The following is a 22,103-nucleotide window of genomic DNA, read 5'->3' as shown; positions in this document are numbered from 1 at the left end:
GCCGGAGCGCAGGCCAGCGTGCCGAGCCACGACGAGGTCGAGCGCTGGCTCGGCGAGGCCGCGCCAGCGCCGGCCGCCGTCACGTCTTTCCCGCTCCAGGCCTAGCGACGCCCCCATGACCCAAGCACCCCGCCCTCCCGACGACCACGCCGCCGACGCCGCCAGCGAAGACGAACGCCCGCTCGTGCGTACCGAGTACAAGTTCTCGCACGTCACCACCCAACGCTACCTGCCGCTGCCGGGCAAGGCGCCGGGCTGGCCGTTCGCCGAGATCGGCCATTGGAAGGTCGACGTCGACGCCACCCTCGACGACTGGATCGCCGAGCTCAGCGACTGGCGCCGCGAACACCTGATCCGCATCGGCTACGACGACGCGCACTATCGCCGCCCGGAACTGCAGTGGGCGCAGCGCAATTTCGTCCACGCCCAGATGATGGCCGAGGACCGTTATTTCTACGATCCGGTCGCCGGCCGCTACACCGTCGATCGCTATCTCGACGACCTCGAGCGCCGCTACGGCGGCATCGACAGCGTGCTGATCTGGCACGTGTATCCGAACATCGGCGTCGACGACCGCAACCAGTTCGACCTCGCCGCCGACCTGCCCGGCGGGCTCGACGGCCTGCGCGGCGCGATCGCCGACTTCCATCGCCGCGGTGTGCGCGTGTTCCTGCCGACCATGCCCTGGGACCAAGGCACCCGCGACAGCGGCCGCAAGGACTGGGAGTCGGTGGCGCAGTTGGTGCAGGCAGTCGGCGCCGACGGCGTCAACGGCGATACCTACAACGGCGTGCCGCGCGCGTTCTTCGACGCCTGCGACGCGCTCGGCCATCCGGTGGTGCTGCAACCCGAATCGACCATCAGCGCCGAGGAGGCGCTGATCTGGAACGTACAGAGCTGGGGCAAGAAGGCGCCCAACGAAGCGATTCCGCCGGTGGCCAAGTTCAAGTGGCTGGAACCGCGCCACATGATCAACTACGAAAACCGTTGGGGCCGCGAGCGCAACCACGACCTGCAGTACATTTTCTTCAACGGCATCGGCTACAACGCCTGGGAGAACGTCTGGGGCCTGTGGAATCAGCTCGGCGAACGCGATGCCGAAACCCTGCGCCGCATCGCCGCGATCGAGAGGCAGTTCCCCGCCCACATGGTCAGCGCCGACTGGCGTCCGTATGCGCGCACCCTGCAGGCCGGCGTGTTCGCCAGCCGCTTCCCGCACGCGGGCAGCACGGTATGGACCCTGGTCAACCGCAACGAATATGAAATTGCCGGCGAACAGATCGCGGTCGACCACCTCGACGGCGCGCGCTATTTCGACGCCTGGAACGGCGTGGCCCTGCAGCCGCGGCTCGACGGCGGCCGCGCGGTGTTCGAGTTCGTGCTCGAAGGCCGCGGTTTCGGCGCGGTGCTCGCGCTGGCGCCGGGCGCCGAGATCGACGGCCTCGATGCCTTCCTCGCCCGCATGAAGGAATTGTCGGCGACGCCGCTGCATCGCTACTCGAACCAGTGGCGCGCCTTGCCGCAACGGCTGGTGCCGATCGAACCGGTCGCGGCGGCCCAGGCGGCGCCGCCGGGCATGGTCGAAATCCCCGCCGGCGAGTTCGACTTCGTCGTCGGCGGCATCGAGATCGAAGGCCAGACCTGGGAAGGCGTCGATGTCCAATACCCCTGGGAAGACAGTGCGCGCCGCAACCATCGCAAGCGCATGCGCCTGCCGCGCTTCTTCATCGATCGCACCCCGGTCACCAACGCCGAGTACCAGCGCTTCGTCATCGACAGCGGCTATGTCCCGCGCGATACGCATAACTATCTGCGCGACTGGGTCGACGGTGCGCCGCGGCCGGGCTGGGAACGCAAGCCGGTGACCTGGGTCGCGCTGGAGGACGCACGCGCCTATGCGCAGTGGGCCGGCAAGCGCCTGCCGCGCGAGTGGGAATGGCAGTACGCCGCGCAAGGCCACGACGGCCGCCGCTATCCCTGGGGCGAGGACTGGCGCGACGACGCCGTGCCCGCGCCCAACCGCAACCGCCGCCTGCGCGCGCCCGACGACGTCGACGCGCATCCGGCCGGCGCCAGCCCGTTCGGCGTGCTCGACCTGGTCGGCAACGTCTGGCAGTGGAGCGACGAGTATCTCGACGAACACACCCGCGCGGCGATCCTGCGCGGCGGCAGCGCCTACCAACCGCAGACCTCGCACTGGTACTTCCCGCAGGCCTACCGGCTCGACCAGCACGGCAAGTACCTGCTGATGGCGCCGAGCAAGGATCGCTCGGGTTGCATCGGCTTCCGCTGCGTGGTCGATGCCGCATGAGCGCCGACACGCATCGCCGCGCGCCCGCGCTCCAGGCCGTCGAAGTCCGCCTCGGCGGCCTGCTCGGCGAGGCCCTCGATGCCAACCGCCGCGGCCGCCTCTCGCATTTCATCGTCGACGAGCACAGTCCGGCGATCGCGATCTTCGCCGCGCAGCATCGGCAGCAGAACCTCGAAGGCGACTGGTACGGCGAGCATGCCGGCAAATGGCTGATCGCCGCGGCCAAGGCCGCCGCGCGCAGCGGCGATGCCGGGCTGCGCGCGCGTCTGCTCGGGGTCGCCGACTTCCTGGTCTCGGCCCAGGAAGACGACGGCTATCTCGGCACCTATGCGCCGGAACGCCGCTTCATGCGCAAGCAGCCGCCCAAGCCCGGCACCTGGGACGGTGCGCCGAGCGTGCGCACCTGGGACATCTGGACCCACGCTTATCTGGTCCTCGGTCTGCTCGAAGTGCATCGGCATTTCCCGGCGCCGCGCTATCTCGACGCGGCCCGGCGCATCGGCGATCTGTGCCGGCGCACCCTGACCAGCGGCGCCATCGACATCAACGAGCTCGGCAACCACCACGGCCTGTCGGCGACCGTGTTGATGGACCCGGCGGTCGAGCTCTACTTCGCCACCGGCGAGCAGACTTATCTCGAACTCGCTCTGACCGTGCTCGATCAAGCCGAGCGCAATCCCGACCTGCGCCTGTTGTCGCAGGCGCTGGACGGCACCGATGCGGCGCAGATCGCCACCGGTAAGGCCTATCAGCTGGCCTGGAACCTGGTCGGCCTGGCCAAGCTGCACCGCGCCACCGGCGAACCGCGCTACCGCCGCGCCGTCGAAAACCTGTGGCGCAGTATCGCCGAGCATCACCTCAGCCTCGGCGGCGGCCCCTGGGGCGGCGTCGGCCAGCGCTCGCGCGAGGTGTTCAATCCGGCCGGCGTGTTCGATCCGCACGCTTACGTCGAAACCTGCTCGACCCTGGCCTGGATGCAGGTGAACCGCGAATTGCTCGCGATCACCGGCGAGGCGCGCTATGCCGAAGAGATCGAGCGCTCGGCCTATAACGACCTGCTCGGTGCGCAGGCGCCGGACGGCGAGGACTGGTGCTACTACGTGTTCCCGAACGGGCGCCGCGTCCACACCACCTACTGGCGCTGCTGCAAGTCCAGCGGCGCGATGGCGGTCGAGGAGATTCCCGGCGTCGCCTATGCGCAGGTCGACGAAGACGCCATCGCGGTGAATCTGTACGGGCCGGGCTCGGCACGGATCGAACTGCAGGGCGCCGGCCGGGTCGGCATCGAACAGGACACCGCCTATCCCTTCGATGGCGCGATCCGTCTACGCATCGCCCCCGAACGCAGTTCGCGTTTCCGCATCAAGTTGCGCATTCCCTCGTGGGCCGGCGCGGCGCAAGTGTCGGTCAACGGCGCCGCCGCCGACGCGGCGGTCGTCGCCGGCGACTACCTCGTCATCGACCGCGAGTGGCGCGCGGGCGACGAGGTCCTCGCGCAGTTCCCGATGGCCCCGCGCACCCACACCGCGATCCATCGCAACGTGCAGGAGTCGCGCGCGCCCGACGGCAGCGCGGTGGCGCAGGAAGTGCTGCGCTACGAGTATCTCGCCGTCACCTGCGGGCCGCTGGTCTATGCGAGCGGTCTGATCGACGGCTTCAAGACCGAGGAAACGCTGCGCCTGCCGTCGGCGCCGCAAAACGACTGGTTGCGATGGAGCGGTCCGGACGCGATCGAAGCGGTGCCGCGCATCGAACTATCTCCGGGCTACCGCGCGCCGCTGGTGTTGCGCCCCTATTACTGCGCCGGCGGCCGCATCGACGGCGCCTGGCGCCTGACCTGGCTGTCGCTCGCGCCCATGCCCGTGCCGTGACTGCACGCACAGTCCACACCGGCCAAGCAAGAATTTGTGCTGCCAGAACATATGCCGCGTGGCTGTTTCGACAGCGGCGACAGGCGCACAGTGAACCCGGCATCAGGCTCTAGGCTTTCGGACGCGCACCGCATGGATTCCATCCCCCCCGACCCGACGACCGAGCGCACGGCCCCGGCCGGCCCGCTCGGCGGCATCCGCGTACTCGACCTCAGCGCTTACATCGCCGGCCCCTACGGCTGCGCCCTGCTCGCCGACCAGGGCGCCGACGTGATCAAGATCGAGCCGCCCGACGGCGACAATCTGCGCCAATACCCCTCGACCCTGGCCAGCGAAAGCCGCGCCTTCCTCGGCGTCAACCGCAGCAAGCGCGGCATCGTCCTGGACCTCAAGCGCCCGGCCGACCACGCGGTGCTGTTGCGCCTGGTGCGCGAGGCCGACGTGCTGGTGCACAACTTCCGCCCGAGCGTGCCCAAGCGCCTGGGCATCGATTTCGAGCGCCTGCAACTGATCAACCCGCGCCTGATCTATTGCGCGGTCAGCGGCTACGGCGAGAGCGGGCCGATGAAGGACAAGGCCGGTTACGACCAGGTGCTGCAGACCATGACCGGCATGTGCGCGCTGCAAGGCCGCCGCGGCGGGCCGCCGGAGATCATCTACGGCTCGGTGGTCGACTACTACGCCGCCGCCCTGCTCGCCGCCGGCGTGTCCTCGGCCTTGTTTGAGCGCGAGCGCAGCGGCCTGGGCCAGTTCGTCGGCGTGTCCTTGCTGCGCAGCGCGCTGACCATGCAATCGGCGCGGATGATCTGGGCCGACGGCGAAGGCCTCGACATCGGCCGCGACATGCGCTCGGGCGGCGTCACCGGCATCCATCCGACCCGCGACGGCCACATCTACATTTCCGCCAACACCGCGCGCTTCTGGAAATCATTGTGCGAGAAGACCGGCCTGGACGAACTCGCCGACGACCCGCGCTACGACAGCGTGCGCAAACGCGCGCAGGCGGTGGCCGAGATCGTGCCGCGCCTGCACGAAGCCTTGGCGCGGCGCAGCGCCATGGAGTGGGAAGCGCTGTTCGGCGACGAGGTGCCCTGCGCCGCGGCGCGCCGCATCGAGGACATGTTCGAGCACCCGCAGGTGCTCGCCGAAGGCATCGTCGGCCCGATCGAGCACCCGCAGGTCGGGCGCTATCGCGGCGTCGCCCAATCGATCAAGTTCGGCCGCACCCCCGGCCCGCCTGCGTTCGCCGCGCCGATGCTCGACCAGGACACCCAGGCGATCAGGAACGAGCTGGCCGACCGCGGCGCGGTGGCCCTGGCGCGCCGCGGCACTCCCCAGGGGTGAAAGATTCGCGCTGACGCCGCAAGGCCCGGAGTGCGCGACCTGAAGGCGCCGGCAGTGCGGCGCCTGCCCCGACTCGCACTCAGTAGCGCGCCGTATCCGACCCCGGCACGAACTTCTCCCACAATTCCTGGAACTGCCCGGCGAAGCAGCGCACCAGATTGGCGTCGTCGGTCACCACCAGGTTCTCTTCGTTGCTGGTGGTCGCGCTGCGGGTCCAGTTGAAGCTGCCGTTGGCCAGCACCCGGCCGTCGAACAGCGAGAACTTGTGGTGCATGTGGAAGGGGCTGTCGTCGATCCGCACCGGCACCCCGGCCTCGCGCAGGCGCAGCACATCGCTGCCTTCGTCGAACTTCTTGTCGTTGTCGCTGATCAGGCGCACCGCGATGCCGCGCCGGTGGCAAGCGAGAATCTCCTCGCTGAGGCGGTCATCGGAGATCGTGTACACGCAGATATCGACGCTGCGCTTGGCGCCGCGGCACAACTCGCGCAGTTTGCGCAGGCAGGCGTCGCCGGGGGCGAAATAGGCGCTCGACACCACCGTGGGCGCGGCGACCACGTCGAGGGTCTTGATCACCTGCTCCAGCCAGCGCAGCCCGTCGAGGGCATGCACCGGCTCGCCCAGCATCAGCTCGCGGGTCATGTCGAAGGCGCGGTTGCGCAGGTAGCGCACGCGTTCGCTGCCGAGCCCGGCACCGAGTTCGCGCAGCTCGAACTTCTCCTCGTTGTCGAGGCTGCGGTCGGCGATGCTGTCGCGCAAGGTCTGATCGAGTCGGCCGAAATCCATGTCCCTGCCCATTCCTTAGCGTTGGATGCGACCGTTGAGGCGGTCGGCGAATTCATTGAGCGCACGCTGCAGCTCGCGCTGCTGCTCGGTCATCTCGGCGCGCGTCGGCGCGTCGTCGACGTCGCGCTGGCCGAGTCGCTTGAAGATCTCGACCAGGGCCTCGTTGAGGCGGGTCTGGCGCTCGCTGCTGTCCTGCAAGTGATTGACCAAGGGATCGAAGGCCGACTGCAGCGACGGCACCAGCGAGGTTTGCAGAGACGAACCCAGGCCGTTCAGCACGCTGCCGAGATCCGGCGCGGCGGCGGCCGGGGCGGCCTGCGGCTGGGACTGCGCTTGCGCCACGCGTTCCAGCGCCGCCAGGATTTCCTGCCACGGTGCCGACGGCGCCGGCGGCGGCGCCTCGGCTCGGCTCGCGGCCTGGTTGGCCGACTGATCGAGCGAGCGCACGCTCTCGATCAGGTCGTTGAGCTGCGCCACGACCCGAGTGCCGACATCGGCGTCGCCCGCGCCCATGGCTTTATTGCGCTGGAAGTCGCGCTTGATCTGGGCCCAGCGCGCGGCCTGCGCCTGGTCGAGGGTGCCGCGCATCTCGCCGAGTTTGAGCAGGTTTTCCTCGGCGCCGCTGGTCAGCAACTGCGCCTCGCCGAGATAGTGGTCGCCGATCAACTGCTGCAACTCGGCCTCGTTCATCACCGGCGAGATCTTCTCGGCGAGCTTGTTCATGTTGCGATAGCTGCCCTGCAGCTTGAACGGCGGCTCGGTGCGGTAGCTCTCGGCCTGGGCGGCGCTGGCGATGTATTGCTGATTGACCCGGTAAACCACGTCGCGCACCTTCACCAACCGCTCCAGGGTGGCGACGATCTCGTTGATCTCGGCGCCGCTGTAGGCATGGCTGAGTTCGTTGGCCGAGAACGGCTTGCCCTGGGCCTTGTCGACGAAGCGGTACAGGTCGGCCATCTCGCGCGTCGCCAGCGGCGCCAACACCGGATTCGAGGTCAGGCTGTTCTCGATGTAACTGAGCACGAACGAAGCTTCCATGCCGCCGAGCACGTCGCCGAGGTTGTAGATGTCGGCGCGGTTGGCGAGCATGTCCGGGATCTTGAAGACCTCTCCGGACTCGGTGTACGGGTTGCCGGCCATGACCACGCAGAACTTCTTGCCGCGCATGTCGTAGGTGCGGGTGCGGCCCTTCCACACGCCTTCGATGCGGCGGGTGCCGTCGCACAGGGAAATGAATTTCTGCAGGAACTCCGGATGGGTGTGCTGGATGTCGTCGACATACAGCATCACGTTGTTGCCCATCTCCAGGGCCAGGTTGAGCTTGTCGAGCTCCTGGCGCGAGGTCGCGTCGGGCGCCTGCTCGGGGTCGAGCGAGCGCACCTCATGGCCCAGCGCCGGGCCGTTGATCTTCATGAAGATCAGGCCGAGCCGGTGCGCCACGTACTCCATCAAGGTGGTTTTGCCGTAGCCCGGCGGCGAGATCATCATCAGCAGGCCCATCAAGTCGCTGCGCTTGCTTTCGCCGACCGTGCCCATCTGCTTGGCGAGGTTGTCGCCGATCACCGACAGGTACACATCGTTGATGAGCTTGTTGCGCACGAACGAGGTCAGCGGACGCGGCTTGAACTCGTCCAGGCGCAGGGCGTGGCGCTCGCGGCCGACGATCTCCTGGCGCAGGGCCTGGTAGCGCTGGAAGCCGGGAACGAAGGTTTCGCGATGGTGGCGCAGGCGCGCCGACCAGTCGTCGATCGCCAGGGTCATGCGGCCTTCGACGATGCGCGGGTGCTCGCCGAGCAAGCCCTGCACCGGCGCGCTCAGGTCGACCTCGGTGATCTTCTTCGGGAAGCGCTCGTCGAGCAGCAGCAAGGTCGCCGCTTCGGCAGCATAGGCCGCGACCGGAGCGAGTTCGGGTGAACGCGCCAGGGCCTCGACCCAGTTCATCGCCAGCGCCCAACGTGCGGCGACGCGGTCGCCAAGGCCGTCGAGGGCCTGGACGAAGCCGTCCCACATCCGCGCCGTAGTGAGCTTCTCGCGCAGCGCGTGCAGCAGCTGCTGGGCGTACTTGCTGAACACGAATTGCGGGCGCTCGGCCGACAACTCCAACACCAGGTACTCGGCGGCGCGCGGCGTCAAGGCCGGGTCGATCGCCAGGGTGTGCTGCTGGGCATAGGCGGTCATCACCGCGGCGATCTCGGCGCGCAGCGATTCCAGGCCCGCGGCGCTGGCGAACAACTGCTGGATATCGCGCGCGGTGCGTGCACGTTCCGGCCATTGGCGCGTGTCGGCCTGCTCGGCGACCTGCGACCAGAACAGCGCCGCCCAGGCGCGCGCGGCCGGCTCGAAGCCGAGGCTGCCGGCACTGTCGCGCAGCGGCAGCAGCGCCTGCAGGATCAGGCTGGCGTCGTGGTCGTGGATGCCTTTTTCGTAGCCTTCGCGGTAACGCGGCGCGGCGAAGTCGCGCACGCTGCGCGCCAGCAGCTCGGGTTGCGCCAGTTGCTGGCGCAGCAGATCCAGGCTGAGGCCGTCGCGGTTGGCACTGGCCGCTTCGATCACTAGGCCGGCCAGGTACTCGCCGCGATACAGCTGCGGCGATTCCGAATCCATCGACACGCCCCAGTAATCGCGCGCGGCATCGAGTTCGGGGTTGTGCAGCGGCTCGAAGAAATCGGTGCCGGTGAGGTGCAGGTTGAGCACGTCGCTGCGCGGCAACAGGGTCAGGTCGAGTTCCTGGGTGTTGACGCTGAAGCGGTGACGCGGCCCGAGCTTGATGACGTTGCCGCCGTCCTCGAACAACTCGCTGCGGTCGCGCAGCGCGCGCACGGCCTGGTCGCGCGCGCCCTTCAGGCGCGCCTCGACGTCGTCGGCCTTGACGCTGTCCTTCAGCGTGCGCAGGCGCTCGGCCAGTTCGCGCAGCTTGAGGATCAGCGGGTCGCTGGCGAAGAAGGCGTTGAGCTCGTCGCTGCCGGCGAAACGCGCAGTGCGCCGGCCGAGGCCGTCGAGGATGCGGGTGGCCGCGTCCATCACTGCCTGGGCCTTGCGCTGGCGGTCGTCGAGCAGGGTCTGTTTGTGCGCCTCGAAGGTTTCGAGCAGTTCCTCGCGCTTGGACAGGATGTCGCCGAGGAAGGCCTCGTGCTCGCCGAACTGGCTCTCCAGTTCCTCCAGTTGCACCATCAGCCGCGACAATTGCTCGTCGGCGCGCTCGGGGTCCTGGGCCAGCGACAGGGCGCTGGCGATGCTCTGCCCGAACAGGCTGAACTGGGCACCGAACTGGGCCACCGATTCGCTCGAACCCAGGCTCTTACGGCGCTGGTCCGCGCGCGCCTTGGCCTGGTTGAGCTTGGCGTAGATCTCCGAGATCGCTTCGACGATGCGCGTGCGCTGGGTCGCGTCGTCGACCTTGAGCGTCGCCATCAGGGCCGACAGCATGTCCAGATCCCCGGACATCGCGCGCATCTGCTCCAGCGGCTCGGCCAGCTGGGCCACGCTGACGGCCTGTTGCGCCTGTGTTTCCAAGGCCTGCAGACGCTCGCTCAGCGGCGCCAGGGCCTTGTCGCCGGCGAGGAAGGCGCCGGTCGCCGCGGCGATGCGCTCGTGCGCGGCGATCAGGGCTTGCTCCATCGCGTCGATGCCGGCGACGTCGATGTAGCGGTAGTCGCGGATCGTCAGCAGATGCCCGCGCTGCGCGGTCAGCCCGTTGAGCGCATCGACGAACTCCTGGACCTTCTCCCAGTTCTCCGGCTGCAGGCCGTCGAGCAAGGCTTTCTGTTTGCTCTGCGCCTCGCGCATCGCCCGGTCGGACTGACTGCGGATGCCTTCGACTTTTTCGTATTCGTCCAGCACCGACTCGGCGGTCGCGGCGATCTCGCGCAACAGCGGGGCGGTGTCGCCGCAGTTCGGGTCCGACAGCCAGTGATACGCGTCGAACAAACGCCGGGTGTTCTGCGCGAGCAGGCCATAGCGCTTGGCCGAGACCTCGGTGGCCTCGATTTCGCGCGACAGGCTCATCAGTTCGGACACCCCGCGGACCAGGTCGGCGTTGCCGATCTTGCCCATGAAGCTGTTGCCGGCCGGCTGCTTGGCCGCGTATTCGTCGCTGTAATAGGGGGTCTGCCAGACCTGCATCGGATGCACGCGGGTCGGCTCGTCGCTCTCGGTGGCGAAGATCACCATGCGCCCGTCTTCCAGGCGCGCATAGCCGTGACCGAAGATCGGCGTCTGCAGGCGCCGCTCGATCATGTTGTAGGTGAACATCGCGGTGCGGCCCTGCTCGGGCTCGTAGAACAGGTACAGCACGTCCTCGCCGTTGGGCGAACGGATGCTGCGCTTGTAGCGCATGCCGTCCATCGTCTGGTCGAAGCTCTTGTGCTCGCCGTTCTGCAGGTAATACCCGCCCGGGAAAATGATGCCGTGGTCTTCGGGCAACTGGATGCAGGCCAGGCCGATCGCATCCTGACGCAGCACCTTGCGGGTCAGCGTGTTGAATACGAGATAGCGCCACTGCTCCTCGCGGTACGGCAGGATCTTGAGCAAGATCAGGCTGCCGACGCGGGCGAAATCGACCTGCGCATCGTCCAGCGACTGGGTCTTGTCGTCGACCGGTTCGCGGTAGATGCCCTTGCCGTCCTCGGTGTTGTTCTCGACCTTGATGGTGAGATCGCCGTTGACCGTCTCGACGAACACGCTGTCGAGAACGTTCAGGTGCGGATGGCGGCCGTTGACCACCATCTCGCGGGTTGCGCGGGTCCACTCGAAATCGAACGGCGCCGGCAGCGCGATGTCGCGCTCGCCGCGGTTGTCGATATAACGCACTTCGCCGCCCGGCGAGACCGACCAGCGGAACACGCGCAGGTCGGTGATGCGCTCGCCGATCTGGAACGCCGCCAGCAGCTTGCCGTCGCGCACGATCAACTGGATCAGGCGGGTGTGTTTGTAGTACGCGTAGAGCTCGCGGAAGTCCTGGGCGAAGCTGTCGACGCCGAGGAAGCTGCCCTTCAGCTCGACCGGGGTGACGTCGTAGCCTTCCGGCCCCTGCACCAGCTTGTACAGCGAGAACACGTCGGCGACCGCGGTCTCTTTCTTCAGCCCCATGAACACGTTGTAGCCGAACACCAAGTGTTCGCCGACCTGCACGATGTCGCGCGCGACGCAGTTGTTCTCGGTGCGAATCCGGAACCGCCCGATCACCTCCATCTGGCTGCTGCCGAATTCGCTCAGGCGCTGCTGGTTCAGCCCCTGCGCGATGCCGCGCAGACGCAGGCCCTGTTCGGCCAGCCGCTTGCTCAGCACTTCGTACGCGCCGCCCTGGGCGACGGCCTGATCGACCGCCGCGTGGGCGGCCGCCTTCGCGCTGTCGTTGGAAATCTCGCCCGCGGCGGTGTTCGGCGCCGAAGCGGTCGGCTTGGTGTCGGCCATCAGTGATTCGTCCTACCGGTCCTGCCCGCGGCGCGAAACCCTTGCGCCGCGGACGTCAATCCGATGCGCCGCCGCGACGGGCAGCGCATTCCCTGGGTCGGGCCTGCGCTCAGGAATCCAGCGCGGTTTCGCCGTCGACCTTGCCGACGCTCTTGCCGTCGGCCTTGCTGAGCAGGCGCTGCAGCACGTCCTGCACGATCGGGCTCTTGCCGGCCACGCCCTCGATCGCCTTGCCGACCGACAGCGCCTTGGCGAAGGAATTGAAGAACTCGCCTTCGCCGCCGACGATGTCGATGTTGGCCTTGCTGAGCGCCGCGGCCAGCACGTCGGCCTGTTCCTTGGCGACTTCCTTGTTGGCCTCGATCGAAGCGATCGCCTGCTCGAAGTTCTTCTCCAGCTGCATGCGGAACTCTTCGTGCGAGCGGGCCTGGTCGCTGAGCGAGTCCAGCGCGCCGAACTTCTGCGACAGGCCTTCGGCCTCGGACTTGAACTTCTGCAGCAGCACTTCGGCTTCCGACAGACCCAGGTCCTTGGTCGCCTTGGCCTTGGCCGCACCGAGTTGCTCGTCGCCGCGCGCCTGCGCGAACAGGTTCTCTTCCAGCACCTTGGCGTCGGACAGGCCCTGCTTCTGCTTGGCGTCGGCCTGGGCTTCGATCACCCGCGCCTGGGCCACACCCTTCTCCTGCTCGCCGCGCGCTTCCGCGGCCAGGGTCTCGGCGATCACGCGCGCCTTGGCCATGCCTTCCTTCTCGCTAGCCGCGGCGGTGACTTCGCGCACCCGCGCATCGGCCAGACCGGGCGCGGCGCGCTCGGCCTCGATGCCTTCGGCCAGCTTCTTCTTGGCTTCGGACTGCTTGCCGGCCGCTTCCAGCTCGGCCTGCGCCAGCACCGTCATCTCGCCGGCGCGGTGCTTGGACGCGGTCTCGTTGGCCTCGGCCTGCTTGACCTGGCGCACCAGCTCTTCCTCGGCCGCGGCCTGTGCGTTCAGCACCGTCACCTGCTTGGCGCGGTCGGCTTCGGACACCGCGCGCACTTCCTTGATGCGCTCTTCTTCCTGGGCCACGGTCTTCTCGACCGCGATCCGCTCGCGGATGACGTTGGCGATTTCCTTGCGCTGTTCTTCCAGCGCCTTCTCCTTCTCGATCCGGTTCAGCTCGACCTCGCGTTCGCGCGAGACGACTTCCAGGTCCTTGGCGCGAGTGACCTTCTCGACCTCGATCACCACCGCACGCTGGCGGTTCTGCTGGGCCACTTCGACTTCGCGCTGGCGGTTCTGCTCGCGGATGTCGAGCTGCTCCTGCACCGAGATGCGCGCCTGTTCGGACTTCAGCCGCTCTTCTTCCTGCACCTTGGCGGTTTCGGCCTGCTCGCGCGCCTGGATGGTCTGGATTTCGCGCTTCTGTCGCGCCTCGGCATCGGCCTGCTGGCGTTCCAGCGCGAGCATGGCTTCGCGGGTTTCGACATTCTTCTTGGTGATCGCCAACTGCTCGTTGCGCTCGAGCTCGTTGGTGATGACGTTCTGCGCCGCGGTCAGCTCGGTGATCTTGCGGATGCCCTCGGCGTCGAGGATGTTGGTCGGGTCGAGCGAGGACTTCGGGGTCTGCTCCAGGTAGTCGATGGCGACGTCCTCGAGCACGTAGCCGTTGAGGTCGTTGCCGATCACCTCGACGATGCGGTCGCGGAATTCCTGGCGGTTCTCGAACAGCTTGACGAAGTCGATCTGCTTGCCGACCGTCTTCAGCGCTTCGGAGAACTTGGCGTTGAACAGCTCGTTGACCGCGGTGCGGTCGGAGGCACGGTCCACGCCGATCGACTTGGCGACCTTCAACACGTCCTGCTGGGTCTCGTTGACCCGCAGGTAGAACGCCACGGTGATGTCGGCGCGCATATTGTCCTTGCAGATCAGGCCGTCCTTGGCGCGGCGGTCGACCTCCAGGGTGATCAGGGAGATCTTCATGAACTCCTTCTTGTAGATCACCGGATACACCAGCGCGCCGGTGAAATGCACCTTAGGCATCGCGGACATGTCGTTGACGATCAGCGCCGTGCCCTGCGGGACCTTGATGTAGAAGGCCTTGAACATCATCAGCAGGACGAACACGACCAGAATGCCCAGACCCACCAGGGTCAGGACCATGAAAATACCCGACGGAAAATTCATTCTTGCATCTCCCTATGACTCGACTTCGATACGGATGGCGGCGACCGACTGGGGTCAGGCGCCGCGGAATTCGTCTTCGCTGACCACGCGGTAGGCGTTCTGGTCGGCGAGGTACTCGATCAACACCACGCGGTCGCCGCGCTTGAAACGTTCGCCGCTTTCGTCGCGGATCTGCAGGATCAGGCCGGCGCCGCCGTCCTCGATCGCCGCGGTGCCGGTGACCCGGGACACGCCCGGGCTGCGGATCACCGCGGTCTGGCCGAGCAACGGCCGCGGCGGCTCGGGCTGCATCTTGCGCAGCAGGCGCCGCACCGGACGCAGCGCGAACGCGGCGACCGGAATCGCCAACACGAAGGCGACCACCAAGGCAACGATGTCGGCGGCGAAACGCAGGCCGCCGTCAGGCAGCAGGCGCAGCAGATACAGATCGGCGAGGTAGGTCAGCGCCCAGGCCGTCGCGACCAGCACGCTGAGCACGACGGTCACCGGAATGCCGCCGAGCCCCAGGCGCATCAGCGGATCGAACACGCTTTGATGGTGATGGGCACCGTCGGCCAGCGATTGATCGCCGAGCGCATGGCCGTGCCCCGGTCCGTGGCCGTGGCCGTGGAAATGACCGTCGCCGCCGAAGTGGCCGTGGCCATGGCCGAACAGACCGTCGGCCACGTCCATGCCGACCAGGCCGAGCGCCGACAACAGCCAATAGCCGACCACCACGCCCAGCAAGACGGAATAGAACGCCGTTGGAAACGAAAACACGATCTGCAGAAACTCGATCATCACCCCTCCCTCCCCGCGTGCCGCGTTCCCTGCGGCGCCTCCATGAAACCGGTCAGCCCGGCAGTTTCTGTCGCAGTCGCAGCAATACCGCTTCGGCGCCGGCGTCGTCGGCGATGATGCCGGCCTCGCGCAACTTGCGCTCCAGCGCGTCGGAATCGTCGTGGCGCGCCAACTCGGTCGCCGCCTCCATGCGCGCGCCGCGCTCGGCCTGCTTCTGCTTGATCCGCGCCAGCGAGTCGACCGCGGTCTGCAAGCGGTTCTGCGGCCCGGCATAGCGATGCGCCACCGCCGCTTGCGCGCGCTGCATGCTCTCGGTGGCCTTGACCGTGTCCAGTTGCTGCTTGAGCCGGCGGATATTGCCTTCGGCCATCGCGATGGCCTTTCGTATCTCGGTGGCGCTCGAGGCGAGCTGCTGCACGTGGCGCTCGTCGTCGCCGCGGCTCGATTCGAGCAGGACGATCTTGTCGGCGACTTCGCGCGCCAGCGATTCGTCGCCGGACTCCAGCGCCTTGATCGCATAGGTTTCGTATTCGGCGACCTTGTCGCTGGAGTCGGCCAGGCGCCGCTGCGCCAGCGAATGGCGGGCGATCAACTCGGCCAGCGATTCGCGCGAGCGGCGCAGCTCCAGGTCGCAGTCGCGGATTTCCTGGTCGAGGATGCGCAGCGCCTGGCTGTCGACCCAGGCCTCGCCGAGCTCGCGCGCACCGCCGCGTATCGAGGTCAGCAGCTTGCTCCAGATGTTCATGGGCGTGTCGTTCGCGGGCGCATCGTTCGCGGGCGGGTCGGACATCGACATCTCAGGCCACCTCCAGCAACTGCGTTTCGTAGGCCTCGGTCGCCTTGATCACGTTGTCGGCGAGGGTCTCGATCTCGTACAGCACGTTCGACAGCGACGAGGCCGCGCTGAGCGACCCGAACATCATGTACACCGCCTCGCCGTCGGCGAGGGTCTCGATGCCGATCGTCGACAGCGGGAACACCTTGTGGGTGCGCAGCACTTCTTCGTTGAACGCCGAGGCGTCGCGCACGTGCGCGACCGGCCACAGCAGCGCCTCGACCACGATCTGCTCGCCGACCACGGCCACGAACAGCGGCAGGTCGCCGTATTCGGCCATGACCAGGTGCAGGCTGGGTTCGGCGCCGTCGATCAGCTCGATCTGCGAGTCGCCGTAGATGAATTCCTCGTCCTGCGACAGCGCGTCGTACAAACCCGCCGCCGTCCAGACCTTGCCATCGCTCATCGCGCCCTCCGTGCGTCCTCGCCCCGACACCGCACCGCGCGGCTGCCGCATCCGCCGTTCCACCGCCATGAGCTCCTCGGAAAATTCCGGCAGCACCCACAGTTCCTTCTTGACCAGCCCCTTCTCGCGTAAGCGCTCGCGATGTTTGCGCTGGTAGTAGGCAGAGGATCGACGTTCCATGTCATTCACGATAAGTCATCACATGTGACACTGGCAAGCATGACATGTGATATGCCGACGAACGGCCGGGAGGTGGCCGCGCAGGCCGGGCACCCTTTTATTTCAATCACTTATGTGGCGATCCAGGATGACGAACACTCCGACGCCCCAGGCCGAGCATCCCCACCGCGCGAGGCGACCAGGCGCCGATAGCGGCGGCGCGACCGGTAAGTCCGCGGTCGCGGCTTGCGCCGCTCCCACCCCCAGAGCGGCTCCAGGGTAGGAGCGGCGCAAGCCGCGACCACGCCAAGACGACCACGACGAAGCACCCACGACCGCCGCGGACGATCGATGCGAATCACGAGCCCCGCAGCGGATGGCTGTCGGCAAACACGATCGACCCGAGCGCCATCGCCACGACCCGGCCGCTGCCGACCGGATCGCGACGCAGAGCGCCTCAGGCGGAAATACCGTGCTGCTTGCGGGCTTCGTCGATGCGGCGCTTCACTTCGGCATCGAGCGTGCCGAGTTCGGCCTGCTTGAAAATGTTGTCGAGCACGCGCTTTTCGTCGTCGTCGATCGCCTGGTCGCGCAGCGCCAGATCGAGCAGCTTCTGCAATTCGGCGACGTCGAGCGTGCCGTCGTTGGTGAATACCGGGATCGAGGCGAGCGCGATCTCGAGGTGGCTCTTGGGCTGGGCCATGGCGGCAACTCCGTTGCGGTGGGTGAAGTCCTGGACGCGACGGCGGTCTGGGCGGGCGCGTGATGGGGTCGACTATAGCAAGCCCGACCTGTGCGGTAACGATCATCGAGGCCCGGGCGATGCCGTCGCCTTTTCGCCGTCGCCTTTTCGCGGTTGCCGTTGCCGTTGCCGTTGCCGTTGCCGTTGCCGTTGCCGTTGCCGTTGCCGTTGCCGTTGCCGTTGCCGTTGCCGTTGCCGAGATTTTGATCTGCTTTGCCGCTTTACCGGTCAAGTGGAGACCCGGAGGGCACCGCACAGGACGTGCGGCGTTTTCCGATAAGACAGGGACGTCTTATCGGAAAATCCCGGCGCGAGCTGCGTACTCGCAGGGGAGCTTCGTCAAGGAAGGCCTTTTCTTTGGTTAGCTTTCTTTTGGGCTTAGCAAAAGAAAGTAACCCGGCCGCGTCAGCGGACGGAAGCTTTGCACTTGCTTGTAGGAAACGCCGCGATATCGATCCAACGCAGTCGCGACTTGCGTCGCTCCTACTCTTAAAGCGGCGACCACGACGCCTCAACTTGCGACACTTCCGGCTGGAGCCAGGGTAGGAGCGGCGCGAGCCGCGACCGCGCTGTAACGGGTTTGCGGCGTTTCGCTCAAGCAAGATCAGGGTCAGGATCAAACGCCTAAAGCTTCCGCCACTAAAGCGGCGGGTTACTTTCTTTTGTCATAAGCAACAAAAGAAAGGTAACCAAAGAAAAATGCTTTTCTTTGAATCACAGGCCCGCACGAGCGGTGCATCCGCGGGGATTTTTCATACGGGACATCCCTGTCCCGATGAAAAACGGCCCGCCTCCATGCGGGCCGCCCTCCGGGTCTTCGATTGCCTTCGCTAGTGCGAATCGGCGCACAGCAAGAGCAGGCAACAGCAACAGCAACAGCAACACCACAGCAACGGCAACGGCAACGGCAACGGCAAGCAGAACAATCGTGCAACCGTGCTTCGTCGCAATCCCATAAGCAGCGTCGCGCACGCCGCGGCCCACTCAACGCGACACCGACACCCCAACCCCAGAAAGCAAAAAGCCCGGCGCTTTCGCACCGGGCCTTTCGTATTCGACTGACCGTCGGCTCGCGCCGCGCGGCTCAGGCAGGCATCACCAGACCACTTCGGCCATCGAGCAGTTCAGGCCCGAACCGATGCCGAGCAGCGCGACGCGGCTGCCCTTCTTCAGGCGACCCATCTCGCGCAGCTTGCTCAACACGATCGGCACCGAGGCCGGACCGATGTTGCCGTGCTCGCCGAAGATGGTCATGACCTTCTTCGGGTCGATGCCGAAGGCCTTGAGGAAGGCCTGGGTGTGCGCGCGGCTGACCTGGTGGATGACGAATTCATCGAGTTCTTCGACCGCCCAACCCAGCGCGGCCTTGGCCGCGGCGAAGGTTTTGTGGCCGAGCTTGAGGCCTTCGATCATCAACATGCGGCCGTCGGCCACCATGCGGTCGTGATGCAGGTCGCCCAGGCACAGCTGGTTCCACTCGGTCGCCGAACGGGTCACGCCGCCGCGGTAACGCGGGGCGCCCGGGGCGAGTTCGGCGCGAGCCAGCACCATCGCGGCGGCGCCGCTGCCGAGCGTCAGGGTCGCCATCTCGTCGCGCAGCTGCGACTCGGTGACGTCGGCCTTGCTCAGGCGCTCGATGGTCTTCTCGTAGGCGAGGTTGGCGGTTTCGCCGTCGACGACCAGGGCGTAGTCGATCTCGCCGCGCTCGATCATGCGACCGGCGATGTCCATGCCGTTGAGGAAGGCGAGGCAGGCGTTGGCGACGTCGAAGTTCTGGCAGTTCTCGCCCAGGCGCAGATTGCCGGCGACGATGCTGGCCGTGGACGGCTCCAGATAGTCGCGACTCACCGAGGTGTTGACCAGCAGGCCGATGCGATCGGTATCGACCGCGGCATCGGCGAGCGCCTTGACGGCAGCCAGGGTGGCGGCATCGGATGCGCGCATTTCGCCATCCCACAGACGACGTTCGTGCACGCCGGCGACATCCTGCAGCACATTGACCTTGATGCCGAGGCGATCGAGGGTGGGCTTGAGGCGGGCGTTGATTTCGTCGGAGGTCAGCTTGCGCGGAGCATCGACATGAGCGAGCCCGGCAATAGCGACGTGTTGGAACAGCATGGGCGCAAACCCTTCGCGGACAAAGTGCGACAGATTAGCGCCTTCACGACCCCTATGCATTAGCCATGCTTGGCGCGCGGCCGGTACCCGACGCTTACCCCGCGCCACAAACCCCTTGAAAAACAGTGGATTAGGACGGCGCGAGAGGCCTTAACAGGCCGTACGCGAGGGTTTGGAAATGCGCTCAGCCGCCCACCGGATAGGTCTGGGCGGCCGCAGAAGGCGCCGATTGCGCAGCCGGGGCCGCGCCGGGGCCACAGCGGTAGGCGGCAAAACGCTGCTGGCCGTCGGCCGGCGCCGCGACCGGCTGGATGGTATCGGCCTGCAGACCGGGGGCTTCGTTGCGCGCCAGGGTCTCGAGTTCTTCGCGCACGCGCAGGGCGTTGCGTTCGTAGAAGGCGACGTTGTGCTTGACCGCGACGACGACTTCGCCGCGCTTCTCGCAACCCGACGGCGCCGCGCCGCCGGAGAGCACGCGCACCGCTTGTGCGCCGGGCGCCATCTGCACCCAGGTGCAGGCCGACACGGAGAGAACCAGGGACAGGATTGCCAGTGCGCGCATGCGGAACCTCGAAGGGGACGGCCGAATCGGCGGCATTGTCGCCGGATTCGGCTGAGCGCGATAGGAATGGGGCGATCGCAGGAGCGAAGGCGCGGAGCAAATCCCCCCTGCCCCCCTTTCAAAGGGGGAATCCATCTTGGGGAGGCGAAGGAACGGATACGGCATGGCTCGGATCATTGTCCGCCGCAAGCGTGGCGACAGAAACGACGCAGCCATGCCGCCTTTGGAGAGGGGCCGCGACCGCGCAGCGGGCGCGGGGGGATTAGCTGTTGTCGTTGCTGTTGTCGTTGCTGTTGCTGCCACTCCAGCCCCTGCGACCGCCCACCCACAAACGACGACGGGCCGCCTCCGAAGAGGCGACCCGTCGCCTTGCATCACAGCAACCGATCGGCTCAGCGCTTCGGCTTGCCGTCCTGGTCGATCACTTCGACCTCGCCGAGCTTGAGCGCGCGGATCGGCTGTTCGATCTTCGACAGGTCGCCGACTACGACCCAGGTCAACGCCGCCGGGTCGAGCGTTTTCGCCGCAGCCTGCGCCAGCGCCGGGGTCATCGCCTCGTTGCGCGCCTTGTACTCGAGGATGTAGTCCGCCGGGCGGCCGTAGCGCTGGTCGGCGCTGACCTGGGCCATCAAGGCGTCGGTGGTCTCGTACGCGCCCGGCAGGCTCAAGGTGTTGGAGGCGCGAATCTTGGCCACCTCGGCGGCGCTGATCGGCGTGCTGCCGCTGGCGAACGATTCGATCTCGCGCTTGAGTTCGGCCAGCGATTCGACGGTCTTGTCCGACTGCACCGCGGCCTGGGCGATCCACGGCCGCTGGCCCTTGGCGTTGCCCGAGCCGCTGTAGGAACCGTAGGCCCAGTGCTTGTCCTCGCGCAGGTTCATGTTGAGGCGCGAGCTGAATTCGCCGCCGAGTACGCCGTTGGCGAAATCGAAATCGATGGTGCCGGCATCGCCGGTCGGTGCGATCAACTCGCCGACGTAGAGGTTGGACTGGATCGCACCGGGCTGGTCGACCAGGAACACGCGCGGCGCCTTCGGGCGCGCCACCGTGGCCAGCGCCGGCAGGGCCGGTGCGTCGGCGGCGGCCTTCCAGTCGCCGAAACGGCGTTCCAGCTGCGGCACGATCTGCGCCAGGGTGGTGTCGCCGACCACGAACACGCGCGCACGGTCGGGCTGCAGCCAATCGCGATGGAAGGCGACCAGGTCGTCGCGGCTCAACGACGCGATCGACGCCTCGGTGCCGGTGCCGGTGAACGGAATCGCATAGGCATGGCCGGCGCCGTACAGCAGCGGCGGCAACACGCGCAGCGCCGCGGTCTGCGGACGCGCCTTCTCCTGCTTGATCCCGGCCAACCACTGCGCGCGCACGCGTTCGATTTCGGCGGCCTCGAAACGCGGGCGGCGGACCACATCGGCAAACAGGTCCAGCGAAGGCTCGAGCTTGTCGGTCAGCGCCGACATGGCGACGTTGGCGCTGTCCAGGCTGGCGTTGGACGACAGCTCGACGCCGAGCGCTTCCTTGCGTGCCGACAGCTGCAGCGCGCCGTAGTCGCCGGCGCCTTCGTCGAGCATGGCCATGCCGAAACTGGCGGTGCCGACCTTCTTGCCGAGGTCGGCGCTGAAGCCGCCGGGGAATTCCATCGCCAGCTGCACCACCGGGGTTTCGTGGCGCTCGATCAGCACCACTTCCATGCCGTTGCCCAGACGCGCGCGCTGCGGGGTCGGGAAGTTGAGATCGGGGAAGCGCTGGGTCACCGGCACGCCGGCACTGCGGTCGACCGTGGAGGCCACGGTCTTGAAGCGCGGGTCGGCGGCCGGAATCGCCGCCGGCCGGGTCGCCGGCGCGGCGCGCACGGTTTCCGGCAGCGAGGAGGCCGGCTTGTCGCCGGGCTGCACGATCAAGGTATGCGAACCGACGCCGAGCCACTTCCGGCCGGCGGCCTGGACACTGGCCGGGGTCGCCGCAGCGAGCTCCTTGAGTTCGTCGCGATAGCAGTCGGGCTTGCCGAGCAATACCGCGCAGCGCGCGAGCACGTCGGACTTGCCGCCGAAACCGCCGATGCGTTCGACCCCGCGGACGAAGTCGGCGCGGCTGGCGGTCTTGGCCTGTTCGAGCTCCTGCGCGGTCGGGCCTTGTTCGATCAGGCGCTTGATCTCTTCGTCGATGGCGGCGCGCACCTTGGCCGGGTCGACGCCCTGCTTGACGTTGGCGACCACCACCAGGGTGCCGCTGATCTCGGCGTCATTGATCGACACGCTGGCGCTGTCGGCGATGCGGTCGGCATGGACCAGGCGCGCGTCCAGGCGCGAGGCCGCGCTGCCGCCGAGGACCTGCGCGAACAGGCCGAGCTCGGTGCCGTCGGCGCTGCCGAATTCGGCGACCGGCCAGGCCCGGTAAACGCGCGCCTGCGGCACGCGGTCGGGCACCGTTTCCTCGGTGTCGCGCTCGCGCTTGGGCACGCGCGCGGCCATGTCGGGCAGGGTCGCGCTGGCCGGGATGTCGCCGAAGTAGCGCAGCGCCTTGTCCTTCGCGGTGGCCAGGTCGATGTCGCCGGCGAGCACCAGCACCGCGTTGTTGGGGCCGTACCAGCTGCGGAACCAGGTTTTGACGTCGTCGAG

At 67.3% G+C, this 22,103-nt stretch carries 12 protein-coding genes and 1 pseudogene (1 of these 13 cut by a window edge); 3 read left to right on the top strand and 10 right to left on the bottom strand.

What is annotated here, in order from left to right; all coding sequences use genetic code 11:
• Positions 1 to 115 precede the first annotated feature (115 nt).
• The 3 genes from GLA29479_RS22375 (at position 116) to GLA29479_RS22365 (ending at position 5,526) form a co-directional block, all read left to right on the top strand.
• Positions 116 to 2,311 (top strand): formylglycine-generating enzyme family protein, encoded by a 2,196-nt coding sequence (locus GLA29479_RS22375; protein ID WP_082638914.1) that lies wholly within the window; start codon positions 116 to 118, stop codon positions 2,309 to 2,311.
• Positions 2,308 to 4,182 carry a glycoside hydrolase family 127 protein gene (locus GLA29479_RS22370; protein WP_057972892.1) on the top strand — a complete coding sequence of 625 codons (1,875 nt, stop codon included), beginning with the start codon at positions 2,308 to 2,310 and terminating at the stop codon, positions 4,180 to 4,182. Before GLA29479_RS22375 ends, GLA29479_RS22370 begins: the two co-directional genes overlap by 4 nt.
• A gap of 132 nt (positions 4,183 to 4,314) precedes the next feature.
• Positions 4,315 to 5,526 (top strand): CaiB/BaiF CoA transferase family protein, encoded by a 1,212-nt coding sequence (locus tag GLA29479_RS22365; protein WP_057972891.1) that lies wholly within the window; start codon positions 4,315 to 4,317, stop codon positions 5,524 to 5,526.
• 79 nt (positions 5,527 to 5,605) lie between these two features.
• Here GLA29479_RS22365 and GLA29479_RS22360 read toward each other — a convergent pair whose 3' ends face one another.
• From GLA29479_RS22360 to GLA29479_RS22315, 10 genes and pseudogenes are all read right to left on the bottom strand, one after another.
• Entirely contained in the window at positions 5,606 to 6,310 is a 705-nt protein-coding gene (locus tag GLA29479_RS22360; protein ID WP_057972890.1) for a phospholipase D-like domain-containing protein, read from the bottom strand.
• Positions 6,311 to 6,325: 15 nt separating this feature from the next.
• Positions 6,326 to 11,722 carry a DNA repair ATPase gene (locus tag GLA29479_RS22355; RefSeq protein ID WP_082638913.1) on the bottom strand — a complete coding sequence of 1,799 codons (5,397 nt, stop codon included), beginning with the start codon at positions 11,720 to 11,722 and terminating at the stop codon, positions 6,326 to 6,328.
• A gap of 109 nt (positions 11,723 to 11,831) precedes the next feature.
• Positions 11,832 to 13,883 carry a flotillin family protein gene (locus tag GLA29479_RS22350; protein ID WP_057972889.1) on the bottom strand — a complete coding sequence of 684 codons (2,052 nt, stop codon included), beginning with the start codon at positions 13,881 to 13,883 and terminating at the stop codon, positions 11,832 to 11,834.
• Positions 13,884 to 13,937: 54 nt separating this feature from the next.
• The gene (locus tag GLA29479_RS22345) at positions 13,938 to 14,663 is read right to left on the bottom strand and encodes a hypothetical protein (protein ID WP_057919421.1); all 726 of its coding nucleotides are present in this window, start codon (positions 14,661 to 14,663) and stop codon (positions 13,938 to 13,940) included.
• Positions 14,664 to 14,715: 52 nt separating this feature from the next.
• A complete protein-coding gene (locus GLA29479_RS22340) occupies positions 14,716 to 15,453 on the bottom strand; it encodes a PspA/IM30 family protein (protein WP_211265013.1) in 738 nt (245 codons plus the stop codon).
• 7 nt (positions 15,454 to 15,460) lie between these two features.
• Entirely contained in the window at positions 15,461 to 16,084 is a 624-nt protein-coding gene (gene bacA, locus GLA29479_RS22335) for a biofilm formation regulator BacA (RefSeq protein ID WP_057972888.1), read from the bottom strand.
• A 436-nt stretch (positions 16,085 to 16,520) separates the two neighbouring features.
• Positions 16,521 to 16,766 carry a hypothetical protein gene (locus GLA29479_RS22330; protein ID WP_057919424.1) on the bottom strand — a complete coding sequence of 82 codons (246 nt, stop codon included), beginning with the start codon at positions 16,764 to 16,766 and terminating at the stop codon, positions 16,521 to 16,523.
• A 1,134-nt stretch (positions 16,767 to 17,900) separates the two neighbouring features.
• On the bottom strand, positions 17,901 to 18,923 hold the full coding sequence (locus GLA29479_RS22325; protein WP_031372746.1) for a 3-oxoacyl-ACP synthase III: 1,023 nt from the start codon (positions 18,921 to 18,923) through the stop codon (positions 17,901 to 17,903).
• A 250-nt stretch (positions 18,924 to 19,173) separates the two neighbouring features.
• Positions 19,174 to 19,485, bottom strand: a pseudogene (locus tag GLA29479_RS22320) (DUF4156 domain-containing protein); the annotation flags it as partial.
• A gap of 392 nt (positions 19,486 to 19,877) precedes the next feature.
• Positions 19,878 to 22,103 carry the 3' portion of a M16 family metallopeptidase gene (locus tag GLA29479_RS22315; RefSeq protein WP_057972887.1) on the bottom strand. 12 nt of this gene lie beyond the right edge of the window, so only the last 2,226 of its 2,238 coding nucleotides appear in the window; its start codon lies off the right edge, out of view; the stop codon is at positions 19,878 to 19,880.

This window comes from Lysobacter antibioticus (assembly GCF_001442535.1).
GTDB classification, from domain to species: Bacteria; Pseudomonadota; Gammaproteobacteria; order Xanthomonadales; family Xanthomonadaceae; genus Lysobacter; species Lysobacter antibioticus.
The sequence above is the reverse complement of the archived record's forward strand: the minus strand, read 5'-3'. Positions and strand labels throughout refer to the sequence as shown.